The 24,203-nt window shown below is 57.6% G+C and carries 23 protein-coding genes; 5 read left to right on the top strand and 18 right to left on the bottom strand.

All coding sequences use genetic code 11. The annotated features are described in order from the left end of the window. Window positions 1-23 precede the first annotated feature (23 nt). The 13 genes from QOL67_RS00645 to QOL67_RS00585 all read right to left on the bottom strand — a co-directional run bounded on the left by QOL67_RS00645 (window position 24) and on the right by QOL67_RS00585 (window position 11,887). On the bottom strand, window positions 24-785 hold the full coding sequence (locus QOL67_RS00645; protein ID WP_283424014.1) for a TIGR02186 family protein: 762 nt from the start codon (window positions 783-785) through the stop codon (window positions 24-26). Between the two features lie 2 nt (window positions 786-787). Continuing rightward, a complete protein-coding gene (locus QOL67_RS00640) occupies window positions 788-1,705 on the bottom strand; it encodes a sulfite exporter TauE/SafE family protein (RefSeq protein WP_283424013.1) in 918 nt (305 codons plus the stop codon). A gap of 187 nt (window positions 1,706-1,892) precedes the next feature. Beyond that, the gene (locus QOL67_RS00635) at window positions 1,893-2,903 is read right to left on the bottom strand and encodes an ABC transporter permease (protein ID WP_283424012.1); all 1,011 of its coding nucleotides are present in this window, start codon (window positions 2,901-2,903) and stop codon (window positions 1,893-1,895) included. Continuing rightward, window positions 2,903-3,997: an ABC transporter permease gene (locus tag QOL67_RS00630; RefSeq protein ID WP_283424011.1), complete on the bottom strand. Its 1,095-nt coding sequence runs from the start codon at window positions 3,995-3,997 to the stop codon at window positions 2,903-2,905. Before QOL67_RS00630 ends, QOL67_RS00635 begins: the two co-directional genes overlap by 1 nt. Continuing rightward, window positions 3,990-5,576: an ABC transporter ATP-binding protein gene (locus tag QOL67_RS00625; RefSeq protein WP_283424010.1), complete on the bottom strand. Its 1,587-nt coding sequence runs from the start codon at window positions 5,574-5,576 to the stop codon at window positions 3,990-3,992. Before QOL67_RS00625 ends, QOL67_RS00630 begins: the two co-directional genes overlap by 8 nt. Next, window positions 5,573-5,929: a molecular chaperone GroEL gene (locus QOL67_RS00620; protein ID WP_283424009.1), complete on the bottom strand. Its 357-nt coding sequence runs from the start codon at window positions 5,927-5,929 to the stop codon at window positions 5,573-5,575. The genes QOL67_RS00625 and QOL67_RS00620 overlap by 4 nt, the downstream gene beginning before the upstream one ends. A gap of 85 nt (window positions 5,930-6,014) precedes the next feature. Further along, window positions 6,015-7,004, bottom strand: a complete 990-nt coding sequence (locus QOL67_RS00615) for a BMP family lipoprotein (protein ID WP_283424008.1) — start codon at window positions 7,002-7,004, stop codon at window positions 6,015-6,017. Between the two features lie 170 nt (window positions 7,005-7,174). After that, a complete protein-coding gene (locus QOL67_RS00610; RefSeq protein WP_283424007.1) occupies window positions 7,175-7,588 on the bottom strand; it encodes a GNAT family N-acetyltransferase in 414 nt (137 codons plus the stop codon). Then, window positions 7,585-8,175, bottom strand: coding sequence for a tRNA (adenosine(37)-N6)-threonylcarbamoyltransferase complex dimerization subunit type 1 TsaB (gene tsaB, locus QOL67_RS00605; protein ID WP_283424006.1), 591 nt, complete (start codon window positions 8,173-8,175; stop codon window positions 7,585-7,587). The genes QOL67_RS00610 and tsaB overlap by 4 nt, the downstream gene beginning before the upstream one ends. A gap of 9 nt (window positions 8,176-8,184) precedes the next feature. Next, the gene (locus tag QOL67_RS00600; RefSeq protein WP_164644348.1) at window positions 8,185-8,748 is read right to left on the bottom strand and encodes a NifU family protein; all 564 of its coding nucleotides are present in this window, start codon (window positions 8,746-8,748) and stop codon (window positions 8,185-8,187) included. A gap of 94 nt (window positions 8,749-8,842) precedes the next feature. Further along, complete coding sequence (locus QOL67_RS00595; protein ID WP_283424005.1) at window positions 8,843-9,298, bottom strand: universal stress protein; 456 nt, start codon at window positions 9,296-9,298, stop codon at window positions 8,843-8,845. A 66-nt stretch (window positions 9,299-9,364) separates the two neighbouring features. Then, entirely contained in the window at window positions 9,365-10,228 is an 864-nt protein-coding gene (locus QOL67_RS00590) for a branched-chain amino acid aminotransferase (RefSeq protein ID WP_283424004.1), read from the bottom strand. Window positions 10,229-10,381: 153 nt separating this feature from the next. Continuing rightward, window positions 10,382-11,887 (bottom strand): DUF2125 domain-containing protein, encoded by a 1,506-nt coding sequence (locus QOL67_RS00585; protein ID WP_283424003.1) that lies wholly within the window; start codon window positions 11,885-11,887, stop codon window positions 10,382-10,384. A gap of 221 nt (window positions 11,888-12,108) precedes the next feature. On the opposite strand from QOL67_RS00585, the gene QOL67_RS00580 reads away from it, so the two are divergent. The 4 genes from QOL67_RS00580 to QOL67_RS00565 all read left to right on the top strand — a co-directional run bounded on the left by QOL67_RS00580 (window position 12,109) and on the right by QOL67_RS00565 (window position 17,180). Next, window positions 12,109-12,720: an enoyl-CoA hydratase/isomerase family protein gene (locus QOL67_RS00580; protein WP_283424002.1), complete on the top strand. Its 612-nt coding sequence runs from the start codon at window positions 12,109-12,111 to the stop codon at window positions 12,718-12,720. A 156-nt stretch (window positions 12,721-12,876) separates the two neighbouring features. Continuing rightward, window positions 12,877-14,559 carry a D-lactate dehydrogenase gene (gene dld / locus QOL67_RS00575; RefSeq protein ID WP_283424001.1) on the top strand — a complete coding sequence of 561 codons (1,683 nt, stop codon included), beginning with the start codon at window positions 12,877-12,879 and terminating at the stop codon, window positions 14,557-14,559. 141 nt (window positions 14,560-14,700) lie between these two features. Further along, on the top strand, window positions 14,701-16,026 hold the full coding sequence (locus QOL67_RS00570; protein ID WP_283424000.1) for a mechanosensitive ion channel family protein: 1,326 nt from the start codon (window positions 14,701-14,703) through the stop codon (window positions 16,024-16,026). After that, window positions 16,023-17,180 carry a TIGR03862 family flavoprotein gene (locus tag QOL67_RS00565; RefSeq protein WP_283423999.1) on the top strand — a complete coding sequence of 386 codons (1,158 nt, stop codon included), beginning with the start codon at window positions 16,023-16,025 and terminating at the stop codon, window positions 17,178-17,180. The genes QOL67_RS00570 and QOL67_RS00565 overlap by 4 nt, the downstream gene beginning before the upstream one ends. 60 nt (window positions 17,181-17,240) lie before the next feature. Here QOL67_RS00565 and QOL67_RS00560 read toward each other — a convergent pair whose 3' ends face one another. The 4 genes from QOL67_RS00560 to leuS all read right to left on the bottom strand — a co-directional run bounded on the left by QOL67_RS00560 (window position 17,241) and on the right by leuS (window position 22,016). Beyond that, complete coding sequence (locus QOL67_RS00560; protein WP_283423998.1) at window positions 17,241-17,831, bottom strand: glutathione S-transferase family protein; 591 nt, start codon at window positions 17,829-17,831, stop codon at window positions 17,241-17,243. An 87-nt stretch (window positions 17,832-17,918) separates the two neighbouring features. Continuing rightward, on the bottom strand, window positions 17,919-18,950 hold the full coding sequence (holA, locus tag QOL67_RS00555; protein WP_283423997.1) for a DNA polymerase III subunit delta: 1,032 nt from the start codon (window positions 18,948-18,950) through the stop codon (window positions 17,919-17,921). Next, entirely contained in the window at window positions 18,947-19,453 is a 507-nt protein-coding gene (gene lptE / locus QOL67_RS00550; protein ID WP_283423996.1) for an LPS assembly lipoprotein LptE, read from the bottom strand. The genes holA and lptE overlap by 4 nt, the downstream gene beginning before the upstream one ends. Continuing rightward, complete coding sequence (leuS, locus tag QOL67_RS00545) at window positions 19,440-22,016, bottom strand: leucine--tRNA ligase (protein WP_283423995.1); 2,577 nt, start codon at window positions 22,014-22,016, stop codon at window positions 19,440-19,442. The genes lptE and leuS overlap by 14 nt, the downstream gene beginning before the upstream one ends. 188 nt (window positions 22,017-22,204) lie before the next feature. On the opposite strand from leuS, the gene QOL67_RS00540 reads away from it, so the two are divergent. After that, window positions 22,205-23,467, top strand: coding sequence for a glycosyltransferase (locus tag QOL67_RS00540; protein ID WP_283423994.1), 1,263 nt, complete (start codon window positions 22,205-22,207; stop codon window positions 23,465-23,467). Between the two features lie 57 nt (window positions 23,468-23,524). Here the strand turns inward: QOL67_RS00540 and QOL67_RS00535 are convergent, their stop codons facing one another. After that, complete coding sequence (locus QOL67_RS00535) at window positions 23,525-24,001, bottom strand: DUF3576 domain-containing protein (protein WP_283423993.1); 477 nt, start codon at window positions 23,999-24,001, stop codon at window positions 23,525-23,527. Window positions 24,002-24,203: the final 202 nt, after the last annotated feature.

Here is a 24,203-nt window from a genome sequence, read left to right as displayed (position 1 = left end):
AAAGGCGCAAGCCTGCCGTCATCTTAGCGTCGCTGCAAAACTTGGAACGCGGCGGAGGCCATCCAACCTGCCGCTATGGCAATCGCCAGCGACATCAGGCCGTACATCAACGGTTGATTGCGCGACATATCGAACAGCCAGCGTTCCAACCCCACCTTGTTCACGTTGATCACGGTCTCGTAGTTGGACACCACTTTGCCACCCCGCGTCAGGAAAATTCGCGTTGGATAGTCGCCTTCGGTCAGGTTGGCGGGCATCTTGATTGAGGTGCGAAACAGGGTTTGCTCGTCCACCGATACCGAGTTCTCCAGAAGCTGATATGAGCCTTCATCGGTGCGAATGCGGATCACAGCCTCACTAAAGCTCTGCGCATCTTCAATCCCCATTGGTGCCCCAACAGAGCGGATCGCGCGGGGAATTGACACGCGGTGGCGTTGGTCTTCGACATTGGACATCGCTTCGTTAAATGGCGCGGATGTGGCCACAGCGTAGAAGCTTGGCGCGCGATCAATTTCAACCGCGTCGGCGTTTACCCAGATGCCAAATTTGCGCTCCTTGCGGCGCACAGTCAGCGGGCCACTAGGGCCGGACACGGCAATCACAACTTCCAGTGGCGGATCTTGCAGGATCGGGCTTTCTCGCTTTACCGCACCAAACAGCAGGATTTCAGATCCGTCAAAATCAGCCGTGATCGCAACCTGGTCTTGGCTCAAACCCAAGACAACTTCTTCGGCCATCATAGGCGTCGCGACAATCAAAAGCAGGGAGAGGAGCAGACGTTTCATACTCAGTGCCCTCCCGACGCGCCAATGGAGAACAGCTCACTTGGTTCCAAGAGCAGGTCAAGCGCCAGCTTGGCACAAACCAGGATCACTAAAAGCGCCAGCAAAATCCTCAACTGCTCTGCTTTCAAATAGGTGCCCAATCGCGTGCCAATTTGCGCGCCAATCACACCGCCCACCAGCAACAGAACCGCCAGAGCAATATCAACCGTGTAGTTGGTCGTGGCGTGTAGCAGGGTAGTGAAGCCAGTCACAAAGATAATCTGGAATAGCGACGTACCCACAACCACTTTGGTGGGCATGCCCAGCAGGTAGATCATCGCTGGCACCATGATAAACCCGCCGCCAACACCCATGATGGCCGCTAGAATACCAACCAGCACCCCAACGATCAGCGGCGGGATGACCGAGATATACAGCCCCGAAACCCTAAACCGCATCTTCAGCGGCAAGCCATGGATCCAATTGTGCTTCTTACGCTTGGGTGGGCCTGCGTTCTTGCGGGATTTCCGGATCGCGTTGAGGCTCTCGACGAACATCAAAGAGCCGATCACGCCCAAGAAAACCACGTAACACAGCCGCACAAGCAGATCGACCTGACCTTGCGCCTTCAGATAGTTAAACAACACCACCCCAAATGCCGCGCCTACCAATCCTCCGGACAACAGAACCGTGCCCATCTTGAGGTCCACAGTTTTGCGCCTGAAATGCGCCAACACGCCGCTAAAGGATGATGCCACAATCTGATTGGCTTCGGTGGCCACGGCCACGGCTGGCGGAATGCCGATGAAAAACAACAGCGGAGTCATAAGGAAGCCACCGCCAACCCCAAACATGCCGGATAAAACCCCAACCATGCCGCCCAAACCGAGTAGCAAAAAGGCATTTACGGAGACTTCGGCAATGGGGAGGTAGATCTGCATGTTTTTTGATAGCGCCAGTGGGGACGCAAAAGCAACCTGTCTGGACCGCTAAATCACTGACAGGCCAGATCAATGCCTGCAAACTGGACTTATTCAGGCCTTAGTTGTGGACGAGAAGAGGGCGTAAAAAGAAAACCCCGCCAACATTGCTGCGGGCGGGGTCCTCAATCTGTGTCACAAGAGCGCCTTAGCGTTCCTTGATATACGGCTCTGCACTGGCTTTGGGCGGAATGGCCTTGCCAACGAAGCCTGCGAGGATCACCACAGTCAGGATGTAAGGCAGCGCGCCCAACAGCTGAACCTGAACTTTAAGGCCAATCACGTTTTCGATGATGTCGGGACGCAGTTCCAAAGCTTGGAACAGGCCAAACAGCAAGCAAGCCCAAAGCGCGTAAACCGGACGCCACTTCGCAAAGATCAGTGCGGCCAGCGCGATAAAGCCACGGCCCGCAGTCATATCTTTTACAAAACCGGCTTGCAGTGCTGAGGATAGATACGCTCCGGCCACACCGCACAACACTCCACAGAGCAGCACTGCCGCATAGCGCAGCCAGACAACTGACACACCGGCAGTGTCCACTGCTGCCGGATTTTCCCCCACCGCACGCAGGCGCAGGCCAAAACGGGTGCGGAACAACAGCCACCAGGTAAACGGCACCGTCAGCAGTGCCAGATACACCAGCGAGGAATGACCAGAGATCAGTTCGGAGTAGAACTGTTGCAATGGTCCTGCCTCGGCAATCAGTTGGCTCAGTGGGCGGTCAGCTGCGGCGGCATCTGTTGGGCCAATCGCAAACGGCAATTCAATTGGGTTGAAGCGCGCGTCCCCCTCTAGCGGTGGTGTGCGTCCACCCTGTCGGAACCAGCTTTGCGCCACCAGAACCGTCATGCCTGCCGCCAAAAAGTTGATTGCCACACCGGAGATCAACTGGTTGCCGCGGAAGGTAATGGACGCCAAACCGTGAACGACTGCGAGCGCAACTGAGGCACCAACACCGGCGAGCAGACCAACCCAAGCATTGCCGGAATAGAAAGCCACGGCTGCGGAGAAAAACGCCGCTGCCAACATTTTGCCCTCAAGGCCGATGTCGACCACGCCGGAGCGCTCTGAGTAAAGTCCTGCCAGACAGGCCAGCAGGAGCGGGGTTGCCAGACGCACGGATGTGTCCAGCACCTGAAGTAGTGTCAGAAAGTCCATCAGGCGTTCCTCCGGCGCATCGCAATGAAGAGCTTTTCAAGCGGTTCGCGCACCATATTGTCGAGCGCCCCAGTGAACAGGATCACCAGCGCTTGAATAACCACAATCAACTCACGTGGGATGCTGGTCCACAGAGCCAATTCGGCACCACCCTGATAGAGGAAGCCAAACAGGATCGCCGCCAGCAATACACCAAACGGGTGGTTGCGTCCCATCAGCGCCACGGCGATGCCGATAAAGCCGGCTCCCTCGGTGCTGTTCAGGATCAAGCGTTCGCTCTCACCCATGGTGGTGTTGACCGACATCATACCTGCCAGAGCCCCAGAGATCAGCATGGCGATCACAGTGATGCGGACTGGGCTGATACCTGCGTATTTGGCGGCTGTTTCCGATTCACCAAAGGCGCGGATTTCATAGCCAAGCCGAGTTTTCCAGATCAGCACCCAAACCACCAGACAGGCCAACAATGCGAGGAAGAAGGTAACGTTGGCAGGCGCGCCACGGAACAGTTTGCTGCCCTCAGTGGAGAACATGTCTTGGAAAGTTGGCAGATGAACTGCTTCTGGGAATTTGGCAGATGCGGGGTCCATCGCGCCCACCGGACGCAGCAGTTCCACCAGCACATAGTTCAAAATTGCCGCTGCGATGAAATTGAACATGATGGTGGTGATCACGATGTGGCTGCCGCGCTTGGCCTGCAGATATGCCGGGATCAAGGCCCAGAGCGCACCAAAACAGGCGGCCCCCACGGAGGCCCCAAGGATCGCCAGCGACCAATGTGGCCAGTCAATGTAGAGACAGGCCAAGGCCACGCCCAAGCCGCCCAGCATCGCTTGGCCTTCGCCACCGATGTTGAACAGGCGTGCGTGGAAGGCGACCGAAACCGCCAAACCCGTGAAGATAAAGTTGGTCGCGTAGTAAAGCGTGTAGCCCCAGCCAGCCGATCGCATCAACGCGCCATCGACCATAAGTTTCAGCGCCGCAATGGGATTCTCGCCAATGGCCAGAATCACAAGTGCGGAGAAAAACGCTGCCAAAAACAGCGAAATCAAGGGGATCAGGACGATGTCGGCCCATTTAGGCATCTTATCCATCGGCGTGGACCTCCTGTGTGGAGTTTTCATTGCCGCCGTTGCCATTGGCCACAGCGGAGGTGTCGGTGATCCCGGCCATCAATAGGCCCAGTTCTTTTTCGTTGGTTTGCGAAGCGACGCGTTCGCCAGTGATATGGCCGTCAAACATCACCACAACGCGATCAGCCAAAGACAGAATTTCTTCCAGTTCCACCGAAACCAGCAAAATTGCTTTGCCTTGATCGCGCAGATTCACGACTTGCTGGTGGATGAATTCAATGGCTCCGATGTCCACGCCCCGTGTCGGTTGCCCAATCAGCAACAAGTCTGGGTTGCGTTCGATTTCACGCGCCAAAACAATCTTCTGCTGGTTACCACCAGAGAAATTCTTTGCAGCCAGTTTGGGATCCGGCGGACGCACGTCAAAGCGCTGCATCTTGGCCTCGGCCTCAGTGTAGATGCCATTGTTGTCCATCAGAATGCCGTTCTGGATTTCCGGTGAATGGTGATACCCAAACACGGTGTTTTCCCAGGCGGCGAACTCCATGATCAGGCCTTCACGCTGTCGATCTTCTGGCACGTGGCTGATGCCTGCGGCACGGCGGGCTTGCCCGTCCGCGCCATGGCCGGTCAGCGGGAGGGCTGTGCCGTTCATGGTGATCTCACCTGTGCCGTCAGCAAAGCCGCCCAGCACTTCGAGCAGCTCGGACTGCCCGTTGCCGGCCACGCCCGCAATGCCAACAATCTCGCCCGCGCGCACGGTCAGGTCGATGCCTTTCACCCGCTCCACGCCAGCTTCGTCCACTACCCGCAGGCCTTTGATGTCCAGCACAGTTTCGCTTGGCTCTGCTGGCTTCTTGTCCACCCGCAGCAGCACTTTCCGGCCCACCATCAACTCTGCCAGATGCTCCGGCGAGGTCTCGGAAGTTTTCACTGTTGCGGTCATTTCCCCACGCCGCATCACCGACACGGTGTCGGTAAATTCCATGATCTCGCGCAGCTTGTGCGTGATCAGGATGATGGTTTTGCCTTCTTCGCGCAGACGGTCCAGGATGCGGAACAGCTGATCCGCTTCGGCCGGGGTCAACACGCCGGTCGGTTCATCCAGAATGAGGATTTCCGCCTTGCGATACAGGGCTTTGAGGATTTCCACCCGTTGCTGGTGCCCCACAGAGAGGTTTTCGATTACCTCATCCGGGTCCACGTTCAGCCCGTATTCCTCGGCCAGATGTTTCAGCTCTTTGCGGGCGTTGCTCAGTGAACTGTTCAGCATCGCGCCGTGTTCAGCGCCGAGAATGATGTTCTCCAGCACGGTGAAATTCTCCACCAGTTTGAAGTGCTGAAACACCATGCCGATGCCCGCACGGATCGCGGCTTGGCTGTCTGGGATCAGAGTCTTTTGACCCTTGATGAAGATCTCCCCGGCATCCGCTTTATAAAAGCCATACAAGATCGACATCAGCGTGGATTTGCCCGCGCCGTTTTCGCCGATGATGCCGTGGATGGTGCCCGGTTGCACCGAAATCGAAATGTCCTTGTTTGCCTGGACAGGGCCAAAAGCTTTGGAAATGCCTTTGAGTTCAATGGCAGGCGCCGTCATTCAGGCTCTCCCAGTCCTGCGAAGCCGATCATGCGCTTGGTGCGCCCGTCAGCATCAAGTTCCACACAATACTGGCCCAGCTGTTCGTTGCCGTCGGCCATGCGAAAAGCCACCGTCAGTCGGTGATGGCCCTTGGTCTCGCTTGAGTTCACCACGGCAGCTGTCGCGCCGGGTGCATATTGCGAATACATGCCGACATAGCCGTTGAGCGCGTCCAAATTGGAGATCGGAGCTTCAGAACGTGGATCAATGTAAGTGAAGTTGTCCGCCAGCGCCCCTTTGAGGGCCTCTAAGCGTTTTGTGGCGTCGGTTTCCCCCCACGCGACAAAGAATGTGTGCAACGCATCTACCATCTTCGTGTCCCCCTTTAAGGTTTGAGGGCCGCACCGCAATGGTACGGCCCTCATTAAGAGCTCCGGGTTTGATCCCGGAATCTACTTATTCTACTGGGCAGGTGTTGTCGCTCATGTAGTCGTGCACAGCCAGTTCGCCGGACGCGATTTTTTCTTTCGCACCGTCAACCGACGCTTTCATGTCCGCAGACACGAGCGCTGCGTTGTGCTCGTCCATGGCGTAGTCGATGCCGCCGTTGGCCACACCCATCACGTTGAAGCCTGTTTCCAGATCAACGCCAGCTGTCATCGCTTCATAAACCGCGTTGTCCACACGCTTCATCATGGATGTCAGAACTTTACCGGAGTGCAGGTGGTTCTGGTTGCTGTCTACACCCACAGACAGGATGCCTTCATCCGCTGCGGTCTGCAGAACACCAACGCCAGTGCCGCCAGCCGCTGCGTAAACAACGTCCGCGCCCTGTGCGATCTGTGCTTTGGTCAGCTCAGAGCCTTTTACCGGGTCGTTCCAGGCCGCCGGAGTGGTGCCGGTCATGTTCTGGATTACGGTGGCGTCTGGGTTCACAGCTTTCACGCCCTGAACGTAGCCACAAGCAAACTTACGGATCAGCGGGATGTCCATGCCGCCGATGAAGCCTACGGTGCCGGACTTGGAAGCCTGAGCCGCCATCATGCCAACCAGGTAGGAGCCTTCGTGCTCGTTGAACACAACGGAGCGTACGTTTGGCGCATCCACAACCATGTCGATGATCGCAAACTTGGTGTCAGGATAGTCTGGTGCCACTTCGCTCAGCACGTTGCCAAAGGCAAAGCCGGTCATCACGATTGGGTTGGCGCCTGCTTCAGCAAAACGACGCAGAGCCTGCTCACGCTGAGCTTCGGACTGCAGTTCGATTTCACGGAATGTGTTGCCGGTTTCTTCGGCCCAACGGGTCGCGCCACCAAAGGCCGCTTCGTTGAAAGATTTGTCAAATTTGCCGCCGAGGTCAAAGATCAGCGCTGGCTCTGCCAGGGCTGCACCTGCGGAAAGAGCTGCTGCCGCGGCTGCGCCGAGGAATTTGTGCATGAGGCTCATAAATGTCTCCCATATATTGAGCGGGTCGGTCGTTGTTTTGGCGAGCTGCCGTCCCGTCTATTGTTTAGATCCCGCCGGATCATCGTGTTACTAAGGCGATTGAGACCGTTAGCGTCAACGGTTTTTTGACCGTTTGGGCAAAAATGACCGATCTCGAATCACACCTATCGCTACCTTAACGCCTTTTTCATAAGGCTGGCAGTGATTTGCTCTCCGTTCGGTCTGCTGTAGTAGCCAGGCCGCTCACCGCAGATTTCGTAGCCCGACCGTGTATAGAGCGCAAGCGCGGCCGCGTTGTCTTGCGCGACCTCCAAAATCGCCCAACACGCTCCACGTGTTTTTGATTCGGTTTCGAATTGATTCAACAAAACAAGGCCCAAACCCTCGCCTTGATGTTCCGGGGCCACTGCGATGGTCAGAAGCTCAGCTTCATCTACGATCACCCGTCCGATAGCGAACCCCACGTCACCCTCGATGGCAAAGATCAACGACGAGGCCAACATGTCCGAAATTTCAGCCGCACTCCACGCGCGACCATTGGGAAAGGCCACCGCATAAATCGCCGCCATGATCTCTGGTGTCATGGCAGGATCACTGGCGCCGGGTCTTTCGGCGGGGCCGCATCCGCTGGTTTGATGTAGAGCGGGGCAGGGCGCGGGGGATTGTTTTGGTACCGTTGTGCCGCCAATCGCGCGATCTGTTCGACAAGGCTCTCCGCTTTAGGTGTCACCAAAGGCGCGTTTTGAGCGGCTTGTGCCAATTGCTCTTCGGAGGCCAAGTAGGGTGTGCCACCTTTCGGGAACAAATACCCTTGGCCACGCGGAGCGCTGACCATGGCCATGCCACCCCCACCTAAGCCGGCGTCGATGGCATCAAAGCTGTTCACGCCAACCGCTGGGATACCCAAACCAAGTGCCAGACCGCGTGCCGCAGAGACGGAAATCCGAATGCCGGTAAAATTGCCCGGCCCAACCCCGACGCCAATCGCATCGAGATCACCAAAACTCTTGCCACCCTCGGCAAGAACCTCTTCCAGCATCGGCATCAGGCGCTCCGCTTGACCGCGTTTCATCTCTTCGACTTTTCGCGCGATGATCTCATCGCCGCACAGCAAAGCGGCCGCGACATGCGCGGCCGATGTATCAAAACTCAGAACCAATGGTGTGGTCATGCTAATGGCTTACACCGCAACAGGGCGCACTTCGGTCACTTCTGGGATGTAGTGACGCAGCAGGTTCTCGATGCCCATTTTCAGAGTCAGCGTGGACGATGGGCAACCGGCGCAAGCACCCTGCATGTGCAGGTACACAACGCCGCGATCAAACCCGTGGAAGGTGATGTCGCCGCCGTCTTGCGCCACAGCTGGGCGCACGCGGGTGTCCAGAAGCTCTTTGATCTGGCCAACAATCTCACCATCTTCACCGGTGTGCTCTGCGTGGCCCGAAGGCGCAGCTGCATCGCCTGCCAGAACCGGTTGCCCGGATTGGAAGTGCTCCATGATCGCGCCAAGAATGGATGGTTTGATGTGATCCCACTCAATGCCGTCAGCTTTGGTGACTGTGACAAAGTCGTTGCCAAAGAACACGCCAGCCACACCGTTCACCGCAAAGATACGGGTCGCCAAAGGAGAGGCCGACGCGCCATCCGCTGTTGGGAAGTCGGCGGTGCCCATTTCCAGCACGGTCTGGCCGGGCAGGAATTTCAACGTGGCGGGGTTTGGTGTGGATTCTGTTTGAATGAACATTGGCAGACCTTTCCTATCGGGATTGATATGCGCCTGCGATAGGCAATAGTCAAGGTTTAGATTCATTCTAAACTGAGGTTTGGAAAAGGTGGCCTCAGGTCACCGCTTCCAGTTGCTCTTTGGTCAAATCTCCGGGCACCACAGTGATCGGCACCGGCAGGCTGGCAGAGTTACGCGACAGCTGCGACACCAGTGGGCCAGGCCCTTTGCGATCGTTACCGGCACCCAGCACCAAGACGCCAATCTCCGCGTCCTCTTTGATCTCGGCGAGGATCTCGTTCACCGCTTCACCTTCGCGGATTTTAAGCTCTGGATCGACGCCCTGGCGATCCCGCATCCACTTGGCAAACACCTCGTAATGCACCTCGATCCGCTCCCGCGTTTCTTCCCGCATCAAATCACTCACACCAATCCAATGGTTGAACTCTTCCGGCGGAATGATCGACAGGATTTTCACGCCGCCACCAGTGCGCGCGGCCCGCATCGCTGCAAACCGCATCGCATTCAGACATTCCCGGCTGTCATCCAGCACCACGAGAAACTTGCGCATACTGTCACTCCCTTTCCGGGATCATGCCGCTAAGCGCTTTGGCGCGCAATGTTTCTTTCTGCCGCGTCACGCGGTGGTGGCAGCCCAGTCCCAATACATCTCGCGCACGCGACGGGTGAGGGGCCCAATTTGATACTGCTGACCCTCAAAGGCTTTCACCGGCGTGACCTTGCTCATGTTGCCGGACAGGAAGATTTCGTCAGCCTTATCAAAATCGCCGTACCCCAGAATGGTCTCATGCACGGTCACGCCATCTGCGCGCAGGTTCTCAATGTGACGCGCACGCGTAATCCCGGCCAGGAAGGTGCCATTTGGAATCGGCGTGAACACTTCGCCATCGCGCACCATAAACACGTTGGACGTGGCGGTTTCGGCCACATTGCCCATCACGTCACAGGTCAGCGTGTTGTGGAAGCCTCTGGAGCGCGCCTCCTGCAACATGCGCGCGTTGTTTGGGTACAGACAGCCCGCCTTGGCGTTCACAACCGAACTTTCTAGAACCGGGCGACGGAATTGGGTTTTGCACAATGCCACTGCCGCATCTGGCGCGGCCATCGGGATTTCTTCAAGGCACACAGCAAAGCCTGTGGTGTCCGGACTTGGGATGATCGCAGTTGGGTCGCCATCCAGCCCCCAATACATCGGGCGAATATACACCGCCGCACCCGGTGCGTAAGCTTTCAGCCCTTCCTGCACAATGGCCACCATGTCGTCGGTTGAGACGGTAGGGGTGAGCATCAAAGCTTCAGCCGAGCGGTTGGTGCGCGCGCAGTGTTTGTCCAGATCTGGTGTCAGACCATTCACCAGTCGTGCCCCGTCAAACACCGTCGTGCCCAACCATGCGCCGTGATCCGCCGCGCGGATAATGGAAATGTCGCCGTCATGCCAAGTGCCATTGTAGTAGGTGCGGATGTTTGTGCCGGTCGCCATGACGCAGGTCCTTTTACTGATTTGCGCGCGAGACTAGGCCGCACTTGCCGCAACGTCCAGTGGGGGAATGGGGCATTGAACGCGACGTATCCGCTCAAATAAAAAGGCCGCAGCAAACCGCTGCGGCCTTCGTATTCGCAAATGCGGGTTGCCTTATTTCAGGCGCTGCCCGTTGGCCAGAACCTGACCTTGCTCATTGACTTCGATTTTTGAGACCAGCGTGTCGTCGCCGTCACCCGGCTGGGTGAACATGCCCATCATCATGCGTGCGCCCATCGCCTGTTCTTCTGGCAGAAGACCCATCGAGATCAGCTTGTCCATCAGCCCGTTGATGCCGGCAATCTTGACGTCCAGGCTGCCTTCGGGCCGCGGGAAGCCGTCAAAGCTTTCCATGTCAGTGTTGTCAAAGGTGAAGCTGCCTGCACCTACCACTGCGGCTCCGGCGAGATTCAGTTGGATGTCGTTGATGTTCAGCGCGTTCAACTCGCCTGGGATTTCCGGGCTGTCGTCATCCAACGTCAGGATATCGATTGCAACGGTGGCCAAACCACTCACGTCCACAAGCAGGTTGGCGGGATCACGTGGCAGCACCTGACCGGGGTCAAACATGCCCCACAGCATTTCAGATACGCTCAGGTCCAGCAGCTTCACGGTCAGGCCAAATTCTTGCTGCTCCTCAGATGCGGCTAGAGGTACCGAGAAGCCATAACCCATTTCACCAAAGCTGATGTCGATTGGCAGCGGAAACTCAGGGCTGGCCACATTCACCGCAACATTGGTGACGGTGCCATCATAGGCCATGCCTTCGCTGTCCATATCGATCCCGACAGAGGCCGGGCCGCTGGTATAGGCCATGGACCCTGGGGTGCCGTCTTCCACGAAGTTCACATTCATGGTGGAAGATTGCAGTGAATAGCTACCTTCAATGGCAAAACCGTCCGCAAAGAATGCGGCAACATCTTCACCATAGTCACCACTTGGCACGCTGGCTGTGCCGTCCACTTCCAAGCCTGCGCCGGTCACGGTCATGTCAAAGTTTTCACCGGAGTCCGGATCCACGCCTTTGGCAATCAAAGACACATTGCCGATGCTGCCTTTTTGCACGCTGCTGATCACATCGCCAAACGTCGTTTGTGAGCGTCCTGCGAGGTCCGCCATGGTCAGGGCAATGTCCATGTCCGGGATGGTTTCACCGTCCACAACAATGCTGTCCACGATCAGGTCCAGTTTGCTTGCGGCATACTCGTAAACCATGGCTTCCGCTGTACCGGACACAATGTTTTTCATGTCGGCGGACGACATGGTCAGCGCAATTTCAACCGCCTCTTCGTCATCCAAAAGTTTCACAAGGATCGGTGCGTTTTCGGGCAAAACAACCCGCACGGTGCCGTCACCGACGTTCTCAAATGCCAGGCTGCCCAGGTCGACTGCCACGGTGGCGTCTTCTTCCGGAATGTCCATCGACATTGCCAGCCCGTTCACAGTCAAGACATCGCCTTCGGTGCTTTCCGTGGCCGAAATCTCGTAGCCAAAACCGGTCATCGAGTCGCGCCAATTGCTCCAAACTTCGTCTGCGGTTACGTCTGCCCAAGCGGCCTGGGCGCAAAAAACCGTGGCCAAAGCCGTGGTTGTGAAAATGCGGGGTGCTGAAATCTGCATCAACTTATCTACCTTTTCAAAGTCTTCCCCTTAAGACTGGGTCTTCACTGAGGCAGGGTCAAGGGTCAAACACATGGGTTTTTCACCCTGGGGTAGACGGCTCGCCTCGATCGCCTTACTTCAAGGGAAATCAAACATTCCAAGCGGTTGCTTTGCGGGCCGCGTCGGCAAAAAACAGCCTTTTGTGGCAAAGACGGCCTCTTGGGCAAAGTGAGACAAACATGATTGAGTTGACCAAAGACGACAGCGGCCTGTGGATTGTGACCATCAACCGGCCTGAGAAGGCCAATTCCCTGACCGAGGCGATGCTGACAGATTTGGCAGAAATCTCAGAGTCTGCCCAAGACGCGCGGGGTCTGATCTTCACTGGAGCGGGTAAGGTATTCTCCGCAGGCGCCGATTTGGATGAAGCCCGCGCAGGTCTCGCGATTAGCCCGGTTTGGGAGCGCCTCTCCAGCGCGGTTGCTGCCTTGCCCGGTCTGACCATCGCGGCGCTGAATGGCACTTTGGCAGGTGGCGCAAACGGTATGGCACTGGCCTGTGACATCCGCATCGCTGCGCCGCACGCGAAGTTTTTCTACCCGGTCATGAAGCTCGGTTACCTGCCGCAGCCCTCCGATCCCGCGCGTTTGGCCGCCTTGGTCGGCCCTGCCCGTGCCAAGCTCATGTTGATGGGTGGTCAGAAACTCACTGCAGAGGAGGCGCTCACCTACGGGCTGATCGAACGCATTGTGCCTGCTGAAGATGTGCTCTCTGTGGCGCGCGAGATAGCAGCGGACACGCTGGCGGCCAAACCGGAGATCGCGACGGGCATAAAACAGATGTGTCTGTAGATACCCAAAACCCCTGATATATCAATTTGGTCACATTTTTGGACCAATTAACGCAAGCGGTTGACCCTACAGCATCGCCGTCGCACAACGCCCGCGCCGGTGAGCTGACCAATTACCACCCATCACCGGAGCATGTGTTTATGGTGTGAGGGTCTCATGGGCAAAGATCAGGTAATCGCGCAGCTGCGTAACATTGTTGGCAAACGTCACGTATTAACCGGTGACCGCCGCACCCAACGGTTCCGCAAAGGCTTCCGCTCTGGCGAAGGCGACGCCCTCGCTGTTGTGCAACCCGCGACCCTTCTCGAACAATGGCAAGTTCTGCAAGCCTGTGTCGCAGCGAACAAGATTGTCATCATGCAAGCGGCAAATACCGGCCTGACCGAAGGGTCCACCCCCAAAGGCAGCTATGACCGCGAGGTTGTGCTGATCAACACCCGCCGCATGGATGACATCCAACTCATCAAAGACGGCACACAGGTGATCTCTTTCCCGGGGTCCACATTGTTCAAGCTGGAGAAACTGCTGGCGCCACTTGGCCGCCAACCGCATTCCGTGATCGGCTCCTCCTGCATTGGCGCGTCTGTTGTGGGCGGCGTCTGCAATAACTCCGGCGGCGCGCTTGTGGAACGTGGTCCCAGCTACACTGAGCTCTCTGTCTTTGCGCAGATCACCGAGGCGGGCGAGCTGCAATTGGTCAACCACCTCGGCATTGACCTTGGCGCCACGCCAGAGGAGGTCCTGACCAACCTGCAGGCCGGCAGCTTCACCGCAAAAGACATCCACGAGGACAACCGCCGCGCCTCCGACACCGACTACGCTCAACGTGTACGCGATGTGGATGCCGACAGCCCGGCCCGGTTTAACGCCGACAAATCCCGTCTCTATGAGGCCGCAGGCTGTGCCGGTAAGCTGGCCGTGTTTGCCGTGCGCTTGGACACCTACGCCAAGAATGACGCGGAAAAGACCTTCTACGTGGCCGCTTCAGATACCGCCGGTTTGGGCACCCTGCGCCGTCGCATTCTGAAGGATTTCAAAACCCTGCCGGTCAGCGCCGAGTACCTGCACGAGGATGTGTTTGACCTCTCCGATGTCTATGGCAAAGACACGATGGTGATGATCGACAAGTTGGGCACGGATCGGTTGCCCACCTTCTTTGCCCTCAAAGGCACCGTCGATGCCCGCCTGCAAAACGTGCCGGGTCTGACGCATTTCACCGATAGGTTCATGCAGTTTGCCGCCCGCCTTTGGCCCAACGTGGTGCCCAAACGTATGCGGGCTTTCCGTAAAGCTTACCCGCACCACCTGATCCTGAAGATGCGGGACGGCGGCATCGAAGAGGCCCGCACGCTCCTGAGTGAAATGACCGCCAACGGCGCGCTTGATTTCTTTGAATGTGATGACCGTGAAGCCAAAATGGCTGGGCTTCTGCGTTTTGCCGCGGCAGGCGCTGCCGTGCGCTACATGAATGTGCACAGTGCAGAGGTCGAAGACATTATCGCTCTCGACATCGCCCTGCGCCGCAATGATGAGGATTGGTTCGAAACCCTGCCCAAGGACATCACCGATCAATTGGTCAGCAAGCTCTACTATGGCCACTTCATGTGCCACGTGCTGCATCAGGACTACATCGTGAAAAAGGGCTGTGATCCGACGGCGCTCAAAGCGGCCATGCTGGAGATATTGGACAAACGCGGCGCCGAGTACCCTGCGGAACACAACGTCGGCCATCTTTATGCCGCCAAACCGGACCTCGCCGCCTTTTACAAATCGGTGGACCCCACCAACAGCTTGAACCCCGGCATCGGAAAAATGTCCCGCAAGAAGCACTACCAATAGGGCGCGCCATAAGGTTTGGCACGTCTTGCCCGTGCGGGAATGCGTAATCACGCGGTATTTTCCCCGCGTTTTTGATTGAGTTACCAAAGCCCGCAAGGCAAGAGGTTAGCCTAAGCCTCAATGACAGCAAGCGGACCCACCATGGACGGCACAGCTTTTCTCAACACAGCCCTTGAACATGTGGAGCGCCTTTGGGGCATTGCCCAAGGGTGGCTGCTCAGCCCCGCCGCTTGGTCGCAATTTGGCCTGCTTCTGGTTGCGTACCTCGCCGCGCTCTATGCCAGCCGCAAGCTGCACCCGCTGCTGGATCGCTGGCTCACGCCGCCAGAAGGTCAAGACAGCTACATCGCCCGCGCCCGCCGCTTTGTGTCGATGTTCTTGCCACTGCTGCTGCCGCTCTTGGCCTATGTCTTCATTGGTATTGGCGAAAACGTGACCCGCTCGCTGTTTGGCTCCGGCGCGGTGATTGCCTTTGGCAAACGGGTGTTCCTGTTCCTGGCGGTGCGCATTCTGGTCAAAGAAATCATCGCTGATCCGGTGATGAAGGTGCTGGGCCGCTACATCTTTGTGCCGATTGCGGGTCTCTACGCGCTGGGCATTCTGGATGAGGTTATGGCCTATCTGGACACCACCGTTGTGCCATTGGGCAACCTTTCGTTCTCCGTGCTCTTTGCCATCCGCTTTGTGCTGGTCGCAAGCGCGATCTTCTGGCTTGGCCGTTGGTCCAACGAGCAATCCAGCCAGTTCATCAAGAAACAGGACGAGATGCGCCCCGCCATGCGCGAGCTCATTGCCAAAACCCTGGAAATCGGCATCTTTGGTGTCGCCTTCCTGCTGGTGATGAACATCATGGGCATCAACCTCACCTCTCTGGCGGTTCTCACCGGTGTGATTGGCGTGGGCCTTGGTTTTGGTCTGCAAAAAATTGCGTCGAACTTCATCTCGGGCGTGATCCTGTTGCTCGAAGGTCAGGCCACCGTTGGTGACTATGTCGAACTCGACGGCGGCGAAGCTGGTACCATCATCAAAATGACCGCCCGCGCCACCATTTTGGAAACCTATGATGGTCGTTGGATTGTGGTCCCCAACGAGGATTTTATCACCACCCGTGTGGTGAATTATTCCGACAGTGGGTCTGCCAACCGCTATGAGGCGCCATTCTCGGTCAGCTACGACACCGACATCAACAAGGTGCCCGCCATCATTGAGGCCGCAGTAGCCAAACACCCCGGCGTGCTCAACGACCCGTTTCCGCCAGATTGCGAGCTGCGCGGCTTTGGCGACAATGGCGTCGATTTTGCCGTAGAGTTCTGGGTCGAGGGCATCGACGACGGGCGCAACAAATTCACCTCCGATGTGCTCTTCCTGATTTGGAACGCGCTCAAGGACGAAGGCATCACCATTCCGTATCCACAGCGTGTGGTGGAACTCAAAACCCCGCTGACCGTATCGATGCCTGCCACGTGACTGATGCGCTGATCATAGGCGCAGGCCCCGCCGGTCTCATGGCCGCTGATATGCTGTCATCGGCGGGGCACTCTGTTGTGGTGGCGGAGGCCAAACCCTCTGTCGCGCGCAAGTTATTGATGGCAGGCAAATCCGGCCTCAACCTGACCAAAGACGAGCCGTTTGAAGCCTTCCTGAGCCACTATCACGAGGCTGCGCCCTCCCTGCGCCCCATGCTGGAAGCCTTTGGCCCCAAAGAGATCACAACCTGGGCCGAAGGCTTGGGGCAGGACATGTTCACGGGCTCTTCAGGCCGGGTCTTTCCCAAGGTGATGAAAGCCTCCCCCCTTTTGCGCGCGTGGCTGATACATCTGTCGGAGCAAGGCGTGGAAATCCGCACCCGTTGGCGCTGGACCGGCGGCAGCTATCGCTTTGACACACCGGATGGCCCCCAAGAGATCACCCCCAAGGTTTGCGTGCTGGCCTGTGGCGGCGCCAGCTGGGCGCGCCTTGGATCAGATGGCGCCTGGGCGGACTGGCTCAACACCTCAACCGCGCCTTTTCAACCCGCGAATATGGGCTTCGAAGTGAACTGGTCCCCCCATATGGCGCGCCACTTTGGCACCCCGATCAAAAATGTGACCCTCACAGCGGGTGGCTCCTCAGTACGCGCGGAGTTTGTCATCTCAGCCCGTGGTCTCGAAGGGGGCGGCATCTACGCAGTTTCCCGCCCCATGCGTGACGGCGCGCCACTCACCCTCGACCTGCTGCCGGATATGAGCCTCGAAGACATCCGTGCCCGCCTCTCCCGCCCCAAAGGCAAAATGAGCCGTGCCAATTTCCTGCGCAAAGCCCTGAAGCTTACGCCAGAAAAACAAGCGCTTCTGATGGAGTTTGGCCAGCCATTGCCAGAGGACCTCGCGCCACTCCTCAAAGCCCTGCCAGTCACACACGTCGGCCCACGCCCAATGGATGAAGCGATCAGCACCGCAGGTGGCCTGCGCCTCGACGCGCTGGATCAAAATCTCATGCTCAAGGACACCCCCGGCACCTTTGCTGCGGGTGAAATGCTCGACTGGGAAGCCCCCACCGGCGGCTACCTGCTCACCGCCTGCCTTGCCACGGGGCGCTGGGCGGGCCTAGGCGCGGCCAACTGGCTGTCGCGCAACACCTAGCATTCTCATTCCAAAAATATCTCGGGGTGAATTGGCCGCAGGCCAAAAGGGGCTGGCCCCTCACTTCTTTTTCGGCAGCAGTTTCTGAAAGGCGTCTCGACCACGCGTGACCTTGATGTAGCCAAGCAACTCCTCATTGTCGGTTGGGAAGCCCTCAAACTTCGCCCAGGTGGCACAATGGGTCAGAATGATATCTGGCACGGTCATCTCTTCCCCCATCAAATAAGTCCCCTGTCGACGCCGCAGCACGTTCTTCAATCCGCGACTGTATTCCCACATCAGGGTCTCTTTCACCGCAGGCACCTTGCGGTCTTCCGGTAAGATGAAGTTGTGGCGGCTTGCGGTCCACAAGCCAGCTTCCACCTCATCCAAGATCTGCTGCGTAAAGCTGTCCTGATGCGCCCGCTCAATGGTGCCAGCCGGAAAGGTCAGCGCGCCATGTTTGTCCGCCAGATAGGTCAGGATCGCGGTGCTGTCGATGATCGCCGCGTCGCCATCTTTCAGGATTGGAATTTTGCCAGAGGGATTGAGCGCGCTCACCACCTCGGAGTGTGGCTTTTCCGGCGACAGCGTGTAAGGCAAGCCCAGCTCTTCCAACATCCACACCACCCGAAACGCGCGGCTGGTGGGGCTTCCGATCACTTCATACATGGCATTCTCCTTGCTTTCGGAAAGAAGCCTGCCTGCCCTCATGGTGTGAAACAAGCGCCACATTGGTTTGTGACGCCTCGTCGCGCTTTACCGCCCGCGCTGGCCCAGCATCGCCAACCGCAAGAACAGCCGCTCCACCAGTGCCATCTCCGGCGCCCGCTGTCCGGCTGAGCGCAGCTGCAAATCCGTGTCTGTCAGCCCGGTCAACGCCTGTTCCAGCTTTGGCGCGCCCCAGCTCGACGCCTGTCGCACCATGCGATCCCGGCGGGGCCCAAATATCGGCGGGCGCATCCGGGCAATACCCGCCGCTGCCCCGCCGGGGTCTGCCGCTGCGCCATAAAGCGCCCGGAAATGCCGCGTGGCCGAGATGATCAGCAACACAGGGTTCACCCCCTGCGCCTCCAGCTTGCGCAATACGGGGCCAATCTCTCTCGCGCGCCCTTCGGCCACGATGTTCAGAATATCGTCCAACGCCGCCTCGGTGGACACGGGCGCACAGGCCGCCACATCCTCAGAGGTCACCGGCAGGTCATCTTTGAACTTATAAAGCGCCAGCTTTTCACAGGTCTGTCGGAAATCACCGGGGTCTAACTCACGCGCCAGATTGAACAGGTCGGTCATTGCCTCGTGTTCAACATTGCCCAGCCCTGCGGCTTTCAGATCGGCTTCAATCTCTTCTCGGCTGGGCGGATCGTTGTAAATCCCCACCGCATAAGCGTTGCGATGGGTCTCAAACGCCTTGCGCATCTTGGAACTGGCTTTGAGTTGCCCAGCGGTCACCACGATCTGCGCATCGCCCTCAGCCCAGTCTTCCAAGGCACTCAGAATCGCCGGTGCACCAGCATCGGTCGCGGCCTCCACAAAAACCACACGTGGTCCGGGGAAGAAGCTCACTTCCTTGATGGCATCCAATACCGCCGCTTTGTCTTTGCGCAAATCCGCGCCGGGAATGCGCGTCAGCCGCATTTCCTCTTCACCCTGCGGGCCTATGAGCGCTGCAATCACTTCCTGGCGTTTCAGCGCCACGCGCATCGCATCAGGTCCGTAAATCAACAGGCCTGTGCGATCCGGTTCCGGCTTGGAAAAGTAGCGATTGGCGTCCCGCGCAGAAAGCTTCATGCCGCCTCAGACACCGCAAAGGCTTGCAAATCAACCACAATGCGATCCGCCAGAATCACCATCAGACGCTCATAGGCGTCATCTTTGGCCGCCAGTTCCGACACCGTGCTACCGCTGGCGGAATAGCTGGTGAAGCTCGACACTTTGCCGGTGGTGCGCACCTCTTTGTCGTCCATCCCACGCAGCGCATAGGTCACCGATCCAATCACATCAAACCGGTTGGTCACTTGGGCGGAGGTCCGGCCCACGCCACGCTCATCCAGATGCAACGCCAACGACAGCCCATAGTCCGGCGCGCTGCCCGGTTGGCCCAGTCGGTTCTCCAACTCCCGCACCAAAATGTAACTCTCATTGGCCTTGGGCTCATCCACAAGGATGTTGTTGAGCAGCTTGGAGGCTGCCCCATCTATGCCATAGACAGGCTCAAAACCACAGCCGCTCAGGGAGGTGCCCCCCAGTGCGGCTGCAGACAACATAAAGAGGCGGCGGTTAAACGACGACATTCACAATCCGACCGGGGACAACAATCATCTTTTTGGGCTGGGCCCCATCCAGCGCTCGAACAACAGCTTCATGCGCCAGCGCCAGCTTTTCAACCTCTTCTTTTGGCATGTCTTTGGCCACGGTGATTTCACCGCGCCGTTTGCCGTTGATCTGGATTGGAAGCGTTACGTTGGCTTCCACCAGCATCGCCTCATCTGCGACCGGCCAGGCCGCGTTCACAACCAGGCCTTCGCCGCCCTGATGCGCCCAAATGTCTTCCGCAAGGTGCGGCGTCATTGGTGACATCAACTGTGCCAGTGTCATGATCGCTTCCCGCTTGGCGGCTTTGCCCGCTTTGGATTTGGCAATGGTGTTGGTAAAGGCATAAAGCTTCGCGATCGAGGCGTTGAAGCCAAAGCTCTCCACACCCAGCGTCACGTCACGAATTGCCTTATGTGTTTCACGCAGCAGTTCGTCATCACCCTGACCTTTGGCATTGTCGTCCATCTCGCCAATCTTGTCGCAGAGGTTCCACACACGGGTCAGATGTTTGTACGCCGCTTCCGCACCCGAGGCTGTCCACTCCACGTCCCGTTCGGGAGGGCTGTCAGACAACACAAACCAGCGTGCGGTGTCGGCACCAAAGGCGGTGATGATATCCACCGGGTCCACCACGTTGTTTTTGGACTTGGACATCTTGGCGGATGGGATCACCTCCACCTTTTCACCAGTCTCTTTCACCACAACAGCGCCATCACGGTCTTCGACCTCAGCGGGGTAGTGGTAAACCGGACGGCCATTTTTATCGGTGCGCTCTGCGTTCTTGTAAATCGCGTGGGTCACCATGCCTTGGGTGAACAGCGCGTCAAACGGCTCTTTGGCGCTCTCAGGCAGGTGGCCACAGATGTGCATCGCCCGCGCAAAGAATCGCGAATACAGCAGGTGCAGAATCGCGTGCTCAATGCCGCCGATGTACTGATCAACGTTCATCCAATAGGCCGCATCTTCCGCCACGGTTGGCGTGTCTGCCTGTGGTGCGGTGAAACGTGCGAAGTACCAGGAGCTGTCCACAAAGGTGTCCATGGTGTCGGTTTCCCGCTTTGCAGGCGCGCCACAGTTCGGGCAGCTGCAATCACGCCAGCTTGGGTGACGGTCGAGCGGATTGCCGGGCACAGAGAAATCAATCGCCTTGCCGTCTTCATCATACGGCAGCGCAATCGGTAGGTTCTCTTTCTTCTCCGGCACCACGCCGCATTCATCACAATGCACCACAGGAATCGGGCAGCCCCAATAGCGCTGACGGGACAGCCCCCAGTCGCGCAGGCGGAAGTTGGTCACACCTTTGCCCCAACCGGCTTTCTCGGCAAAATCAATGGTCACATCGATGGCTTCTTGGCCGGTGGCCTCGTCCAGACCGGCAAAATGGTTTTGCCATTTTACCTTCTCTTCTTTGGTTGGCACAAACGCGGTGTTTTCTACCGGTGTCTCGTCGCCAATCGCAAAGAAGGTGTCCACAACTGGCAGATCATACTTGCGGCAGAAGTCCAAATCTCGCTGGTCATGTGCGGGGCAGGCAAAAATCGCGCCAGTGCCATAATCCATCAGGATGAAGTTCGCGATCCAAACCGGCAGCTCCCACTCCGGGTTCAATGGGTGCTTCACGCGAAGGCCTGTGTCATAGCCCAGCTTTTCGCCGGTCTCGATGGCTTCCTCAGTTGTGCCACCCTTGCGGCACTCGGCCACAAACGCCGCCACATCAGGATTGGACGCTTCCAACTCTTTGGCAATCGGATGATCGGGCGAGATGCCGACAAAAGACGCGCCCATCAGCGTGTCAGGGCGCGTTGTGTAAACGGTGATATCCTCACCACCATCTGTGCGCTCAAAACCAAATTCCAGGCCACGCGACTTGCCAATCCAGTTCTCTTGCATCAGCCGCACTTTTGCAGGCCAGTTGTCCAACCCGTCCAGCGCGGTTAGCAACTCGTCGGAATAGTCGGAAATCTTGAAGAACCACTGCGTCAGTTCCCGCCGCTCCACCAGCGCACCGGAGCGCCAACCGCGACCCGCTTCGACCTGCTCGTTCGCGAGCACAGTCATGTCCACCGGATCCCAGTTCACCACCGCATTTTTGCGATAAACCAGACCTTCTTGCAGGAAATCGAGGAACAGCGCCTGCTGCTGCCCGTAATACTCCTCGTCACAGGTGGCAAACATACGCGACCAATCCAGAGACAAACCCAACGGCTTCATCTGCTCAACCATCGTGTCGATGTTGGAATAGGTCCAATCCTTCGGGTGGCCGCCGGAGGCCATAGCCGCGTTTTCCGCGGGCATGCCAAACGCATCAAAACCCATCGGGTGCAGCACATTATGCCCGGTAGAAATCTTATACCGCGCGATCACGTCGCCCATGGTGTAGTTGCGCACGTGGCCCATGTGCAGCTTGCCGGACGGGTAGGGGAACATCTCCAGCACATAGTACTTGGGTTTGCTCTCATCCCGAACGGCCTTGAAGGTCTCGGTCTTGGCCCAGGCCTCTTGCCAGCGGGCTTCAATCTCTGCGGGGCTATAGCGCGACATGCGGTGGCACCTTTTCATTTATTCGTGTCAGCCACCTCAAAAGCGTGGCGCGGGTTGCGCAAGGTGATAGGACGCCCACGCGCCTTGGTCCAGTCACAAGCGCCGCAATTTGACCCATCCCATGGCTTACGGCGGCCTATTTTCGCGCTATACCCTCATAAGAAGAACATTTGAGACAGGTCGTTGGCGTGAAAATCCTCTTTATCCACCAGAATTTCCCCGGACAGTTCAAACATCTGGCACCAGAATTGGTTGCGCGGGGCCATGATGTGCGCTCCATCACGTTACGGGCCAAGGGGCGTGGCAAATGGCAGGGGGTTGAGCTGTACCCTTATCAGATCAAACGCAAGCCAGCCCAAGGTCTGCACCCGTGGATGGTGGACTTTGAAACCAAAGTGCTGCGGGCTGAGGCCTGTTATGCCGCTGCACGGCGCTTGCGGGATCAAGAGGATTACACCCCTGATGTGATTGTTGCGCACCCCGGTTGGGGGGAATCGATGTTCCTGCGCGATCTGTGGCCCACCGCGCGGATTGGTCTCTATTGTGAGCTTTACTATGCGCTCCACGACACCGACACGCATTTTGATCCGGAATTCCCGAGAAAAAATGCCGACACCGATTCCATCCGCCTGCGCCTGAAGAACCTCAACAACATGATGCACCATCAATCGGCGGACCTTGGCATCAGCCCAACTCAGTTTCAGGCAAACACCTTCCCGCCGGAATACAAAGAGATGATCAGCGTCATTCATGACGGGATCGACACCGATGTGGTGCGCGCGAACCCTGATGCGTCTTTGACCCTAGAAGACGGCAGTGTGCTGACACAGGATGACGAGGTCATCACCTTTGTGAACCGCAACTTGGAGCCGTATCGCGGCTACCACATCTTTATGCGGGCGCTGCCGGAACTGCTCAAACAACGCCCAAATGCCCGAGTGCTGATCGTGGGTGGGGATGAGGTCAGCTACGGCGCGGCCCCGCCCAAAGGCCAAACATGGAAGCAGATATACATTGACGAGGTGCGCGGTAAAATCCCAACACCGGATTGGGAGCGCGTGCAGTTCTTGGGCAAAGTGCCTTACGACCAATTCCTCGCCATGCTGCAAATCAGCCGCGCCCACGTCTATCTGACATATCCCTTTGTGCTGAGCTGGTCGTTGATGGAGGCCATGGCTATTGGCGCGCCAATCATCGCCAGTGACACGGCGCCGGTCACAGAGGTCATTGCCCATGGCGAAACTGGCCGCCTGTTTCCGTTCTTTGAGGGCAACCGCATGATCGAAGAGATCTGCACCGTGCTGGATGATCCCGACATGCGCGCCGACATGGCCAAAGCCTCGCGCGCCTATGCGGTCGAGAACTACGACTTACAAAGCTGTTGTCTGCCCAAACAACTGGAGTGGATTCAGAAACTCCACGACATGCCACCCGGCGCGCTGCGCAGCTAAAACAAAAAAAGCCGCAGTCAGATGCTGCGGCTTTCAAAACGTCTGGGGGTGGCCAGATCAGATTTTGCGATCGGCAATCCGGATTTGCCGTGCGCGTGTCAGGATGGCGTCTTCCACAGCCCGCGCTGTGCTTTCTGGGACAGCCCGGCCACCGCTGGACTGCAAGGCCACATTCAATGAGCGCGCATCCAAAGATGAGTCGCGAATGTAGATCGTCGCGCGATAAGACCGTCCGCCGCCGGGCGGTGTGCCATATCCGGTGGAAATAACGCCGCTAAAGGGATCAACCGTCTGAACCGGCAAGAAGTCCAAAACTTCCATCGATGCCGCCCACAGGTATTTGTTCACCCGAACTGTTTCGTCTGAATTGTCCGGACCAAAGATGTCCCAGATGGTTTCGCGTTCCTGGCTGTATTCCGTGGTGCGGCCATCCGCCAAAAGGCCAGTTGGGTTTTTGTCCCTATTGCCACAGGCACTTACACTCAGCGCAGCAACAAGTGCGGCCAACAGGGCGGGACGACGGTATAGTTCCATAAAACTGCCTCAAGACGTGGTTTGTACCCGTCCTAGCCAACCCCTACGCATTGGGCAAGAGTCTTACGCTATATATAAGGGCGCAACACGTACGGCAGTGAAATGCTTCAACCCTGCGTATTGGTTAATCTATCGGCGGTTTTTTGCTTGGGAAAACCAACTGTGGCATGTCTGCATCACGTCTGGTCATCTTCTCTTAAAG

The sequence above is a fragment of the Shimia sagamensis genome (assembly GCF_900182745.1).
Taxonomy (GTDB): Bacteria; Pseudomonadota; Alphaproteobacteria; order Rhodobacterales; family Rhodobacteraceae; genus Shimia; species Shimia sagamensis.
The sequence above is the reverse complement of the archived record's forward strand: the minus strand, read 5'-3'. Positions and strand labels throughout refer to the sequence as shown.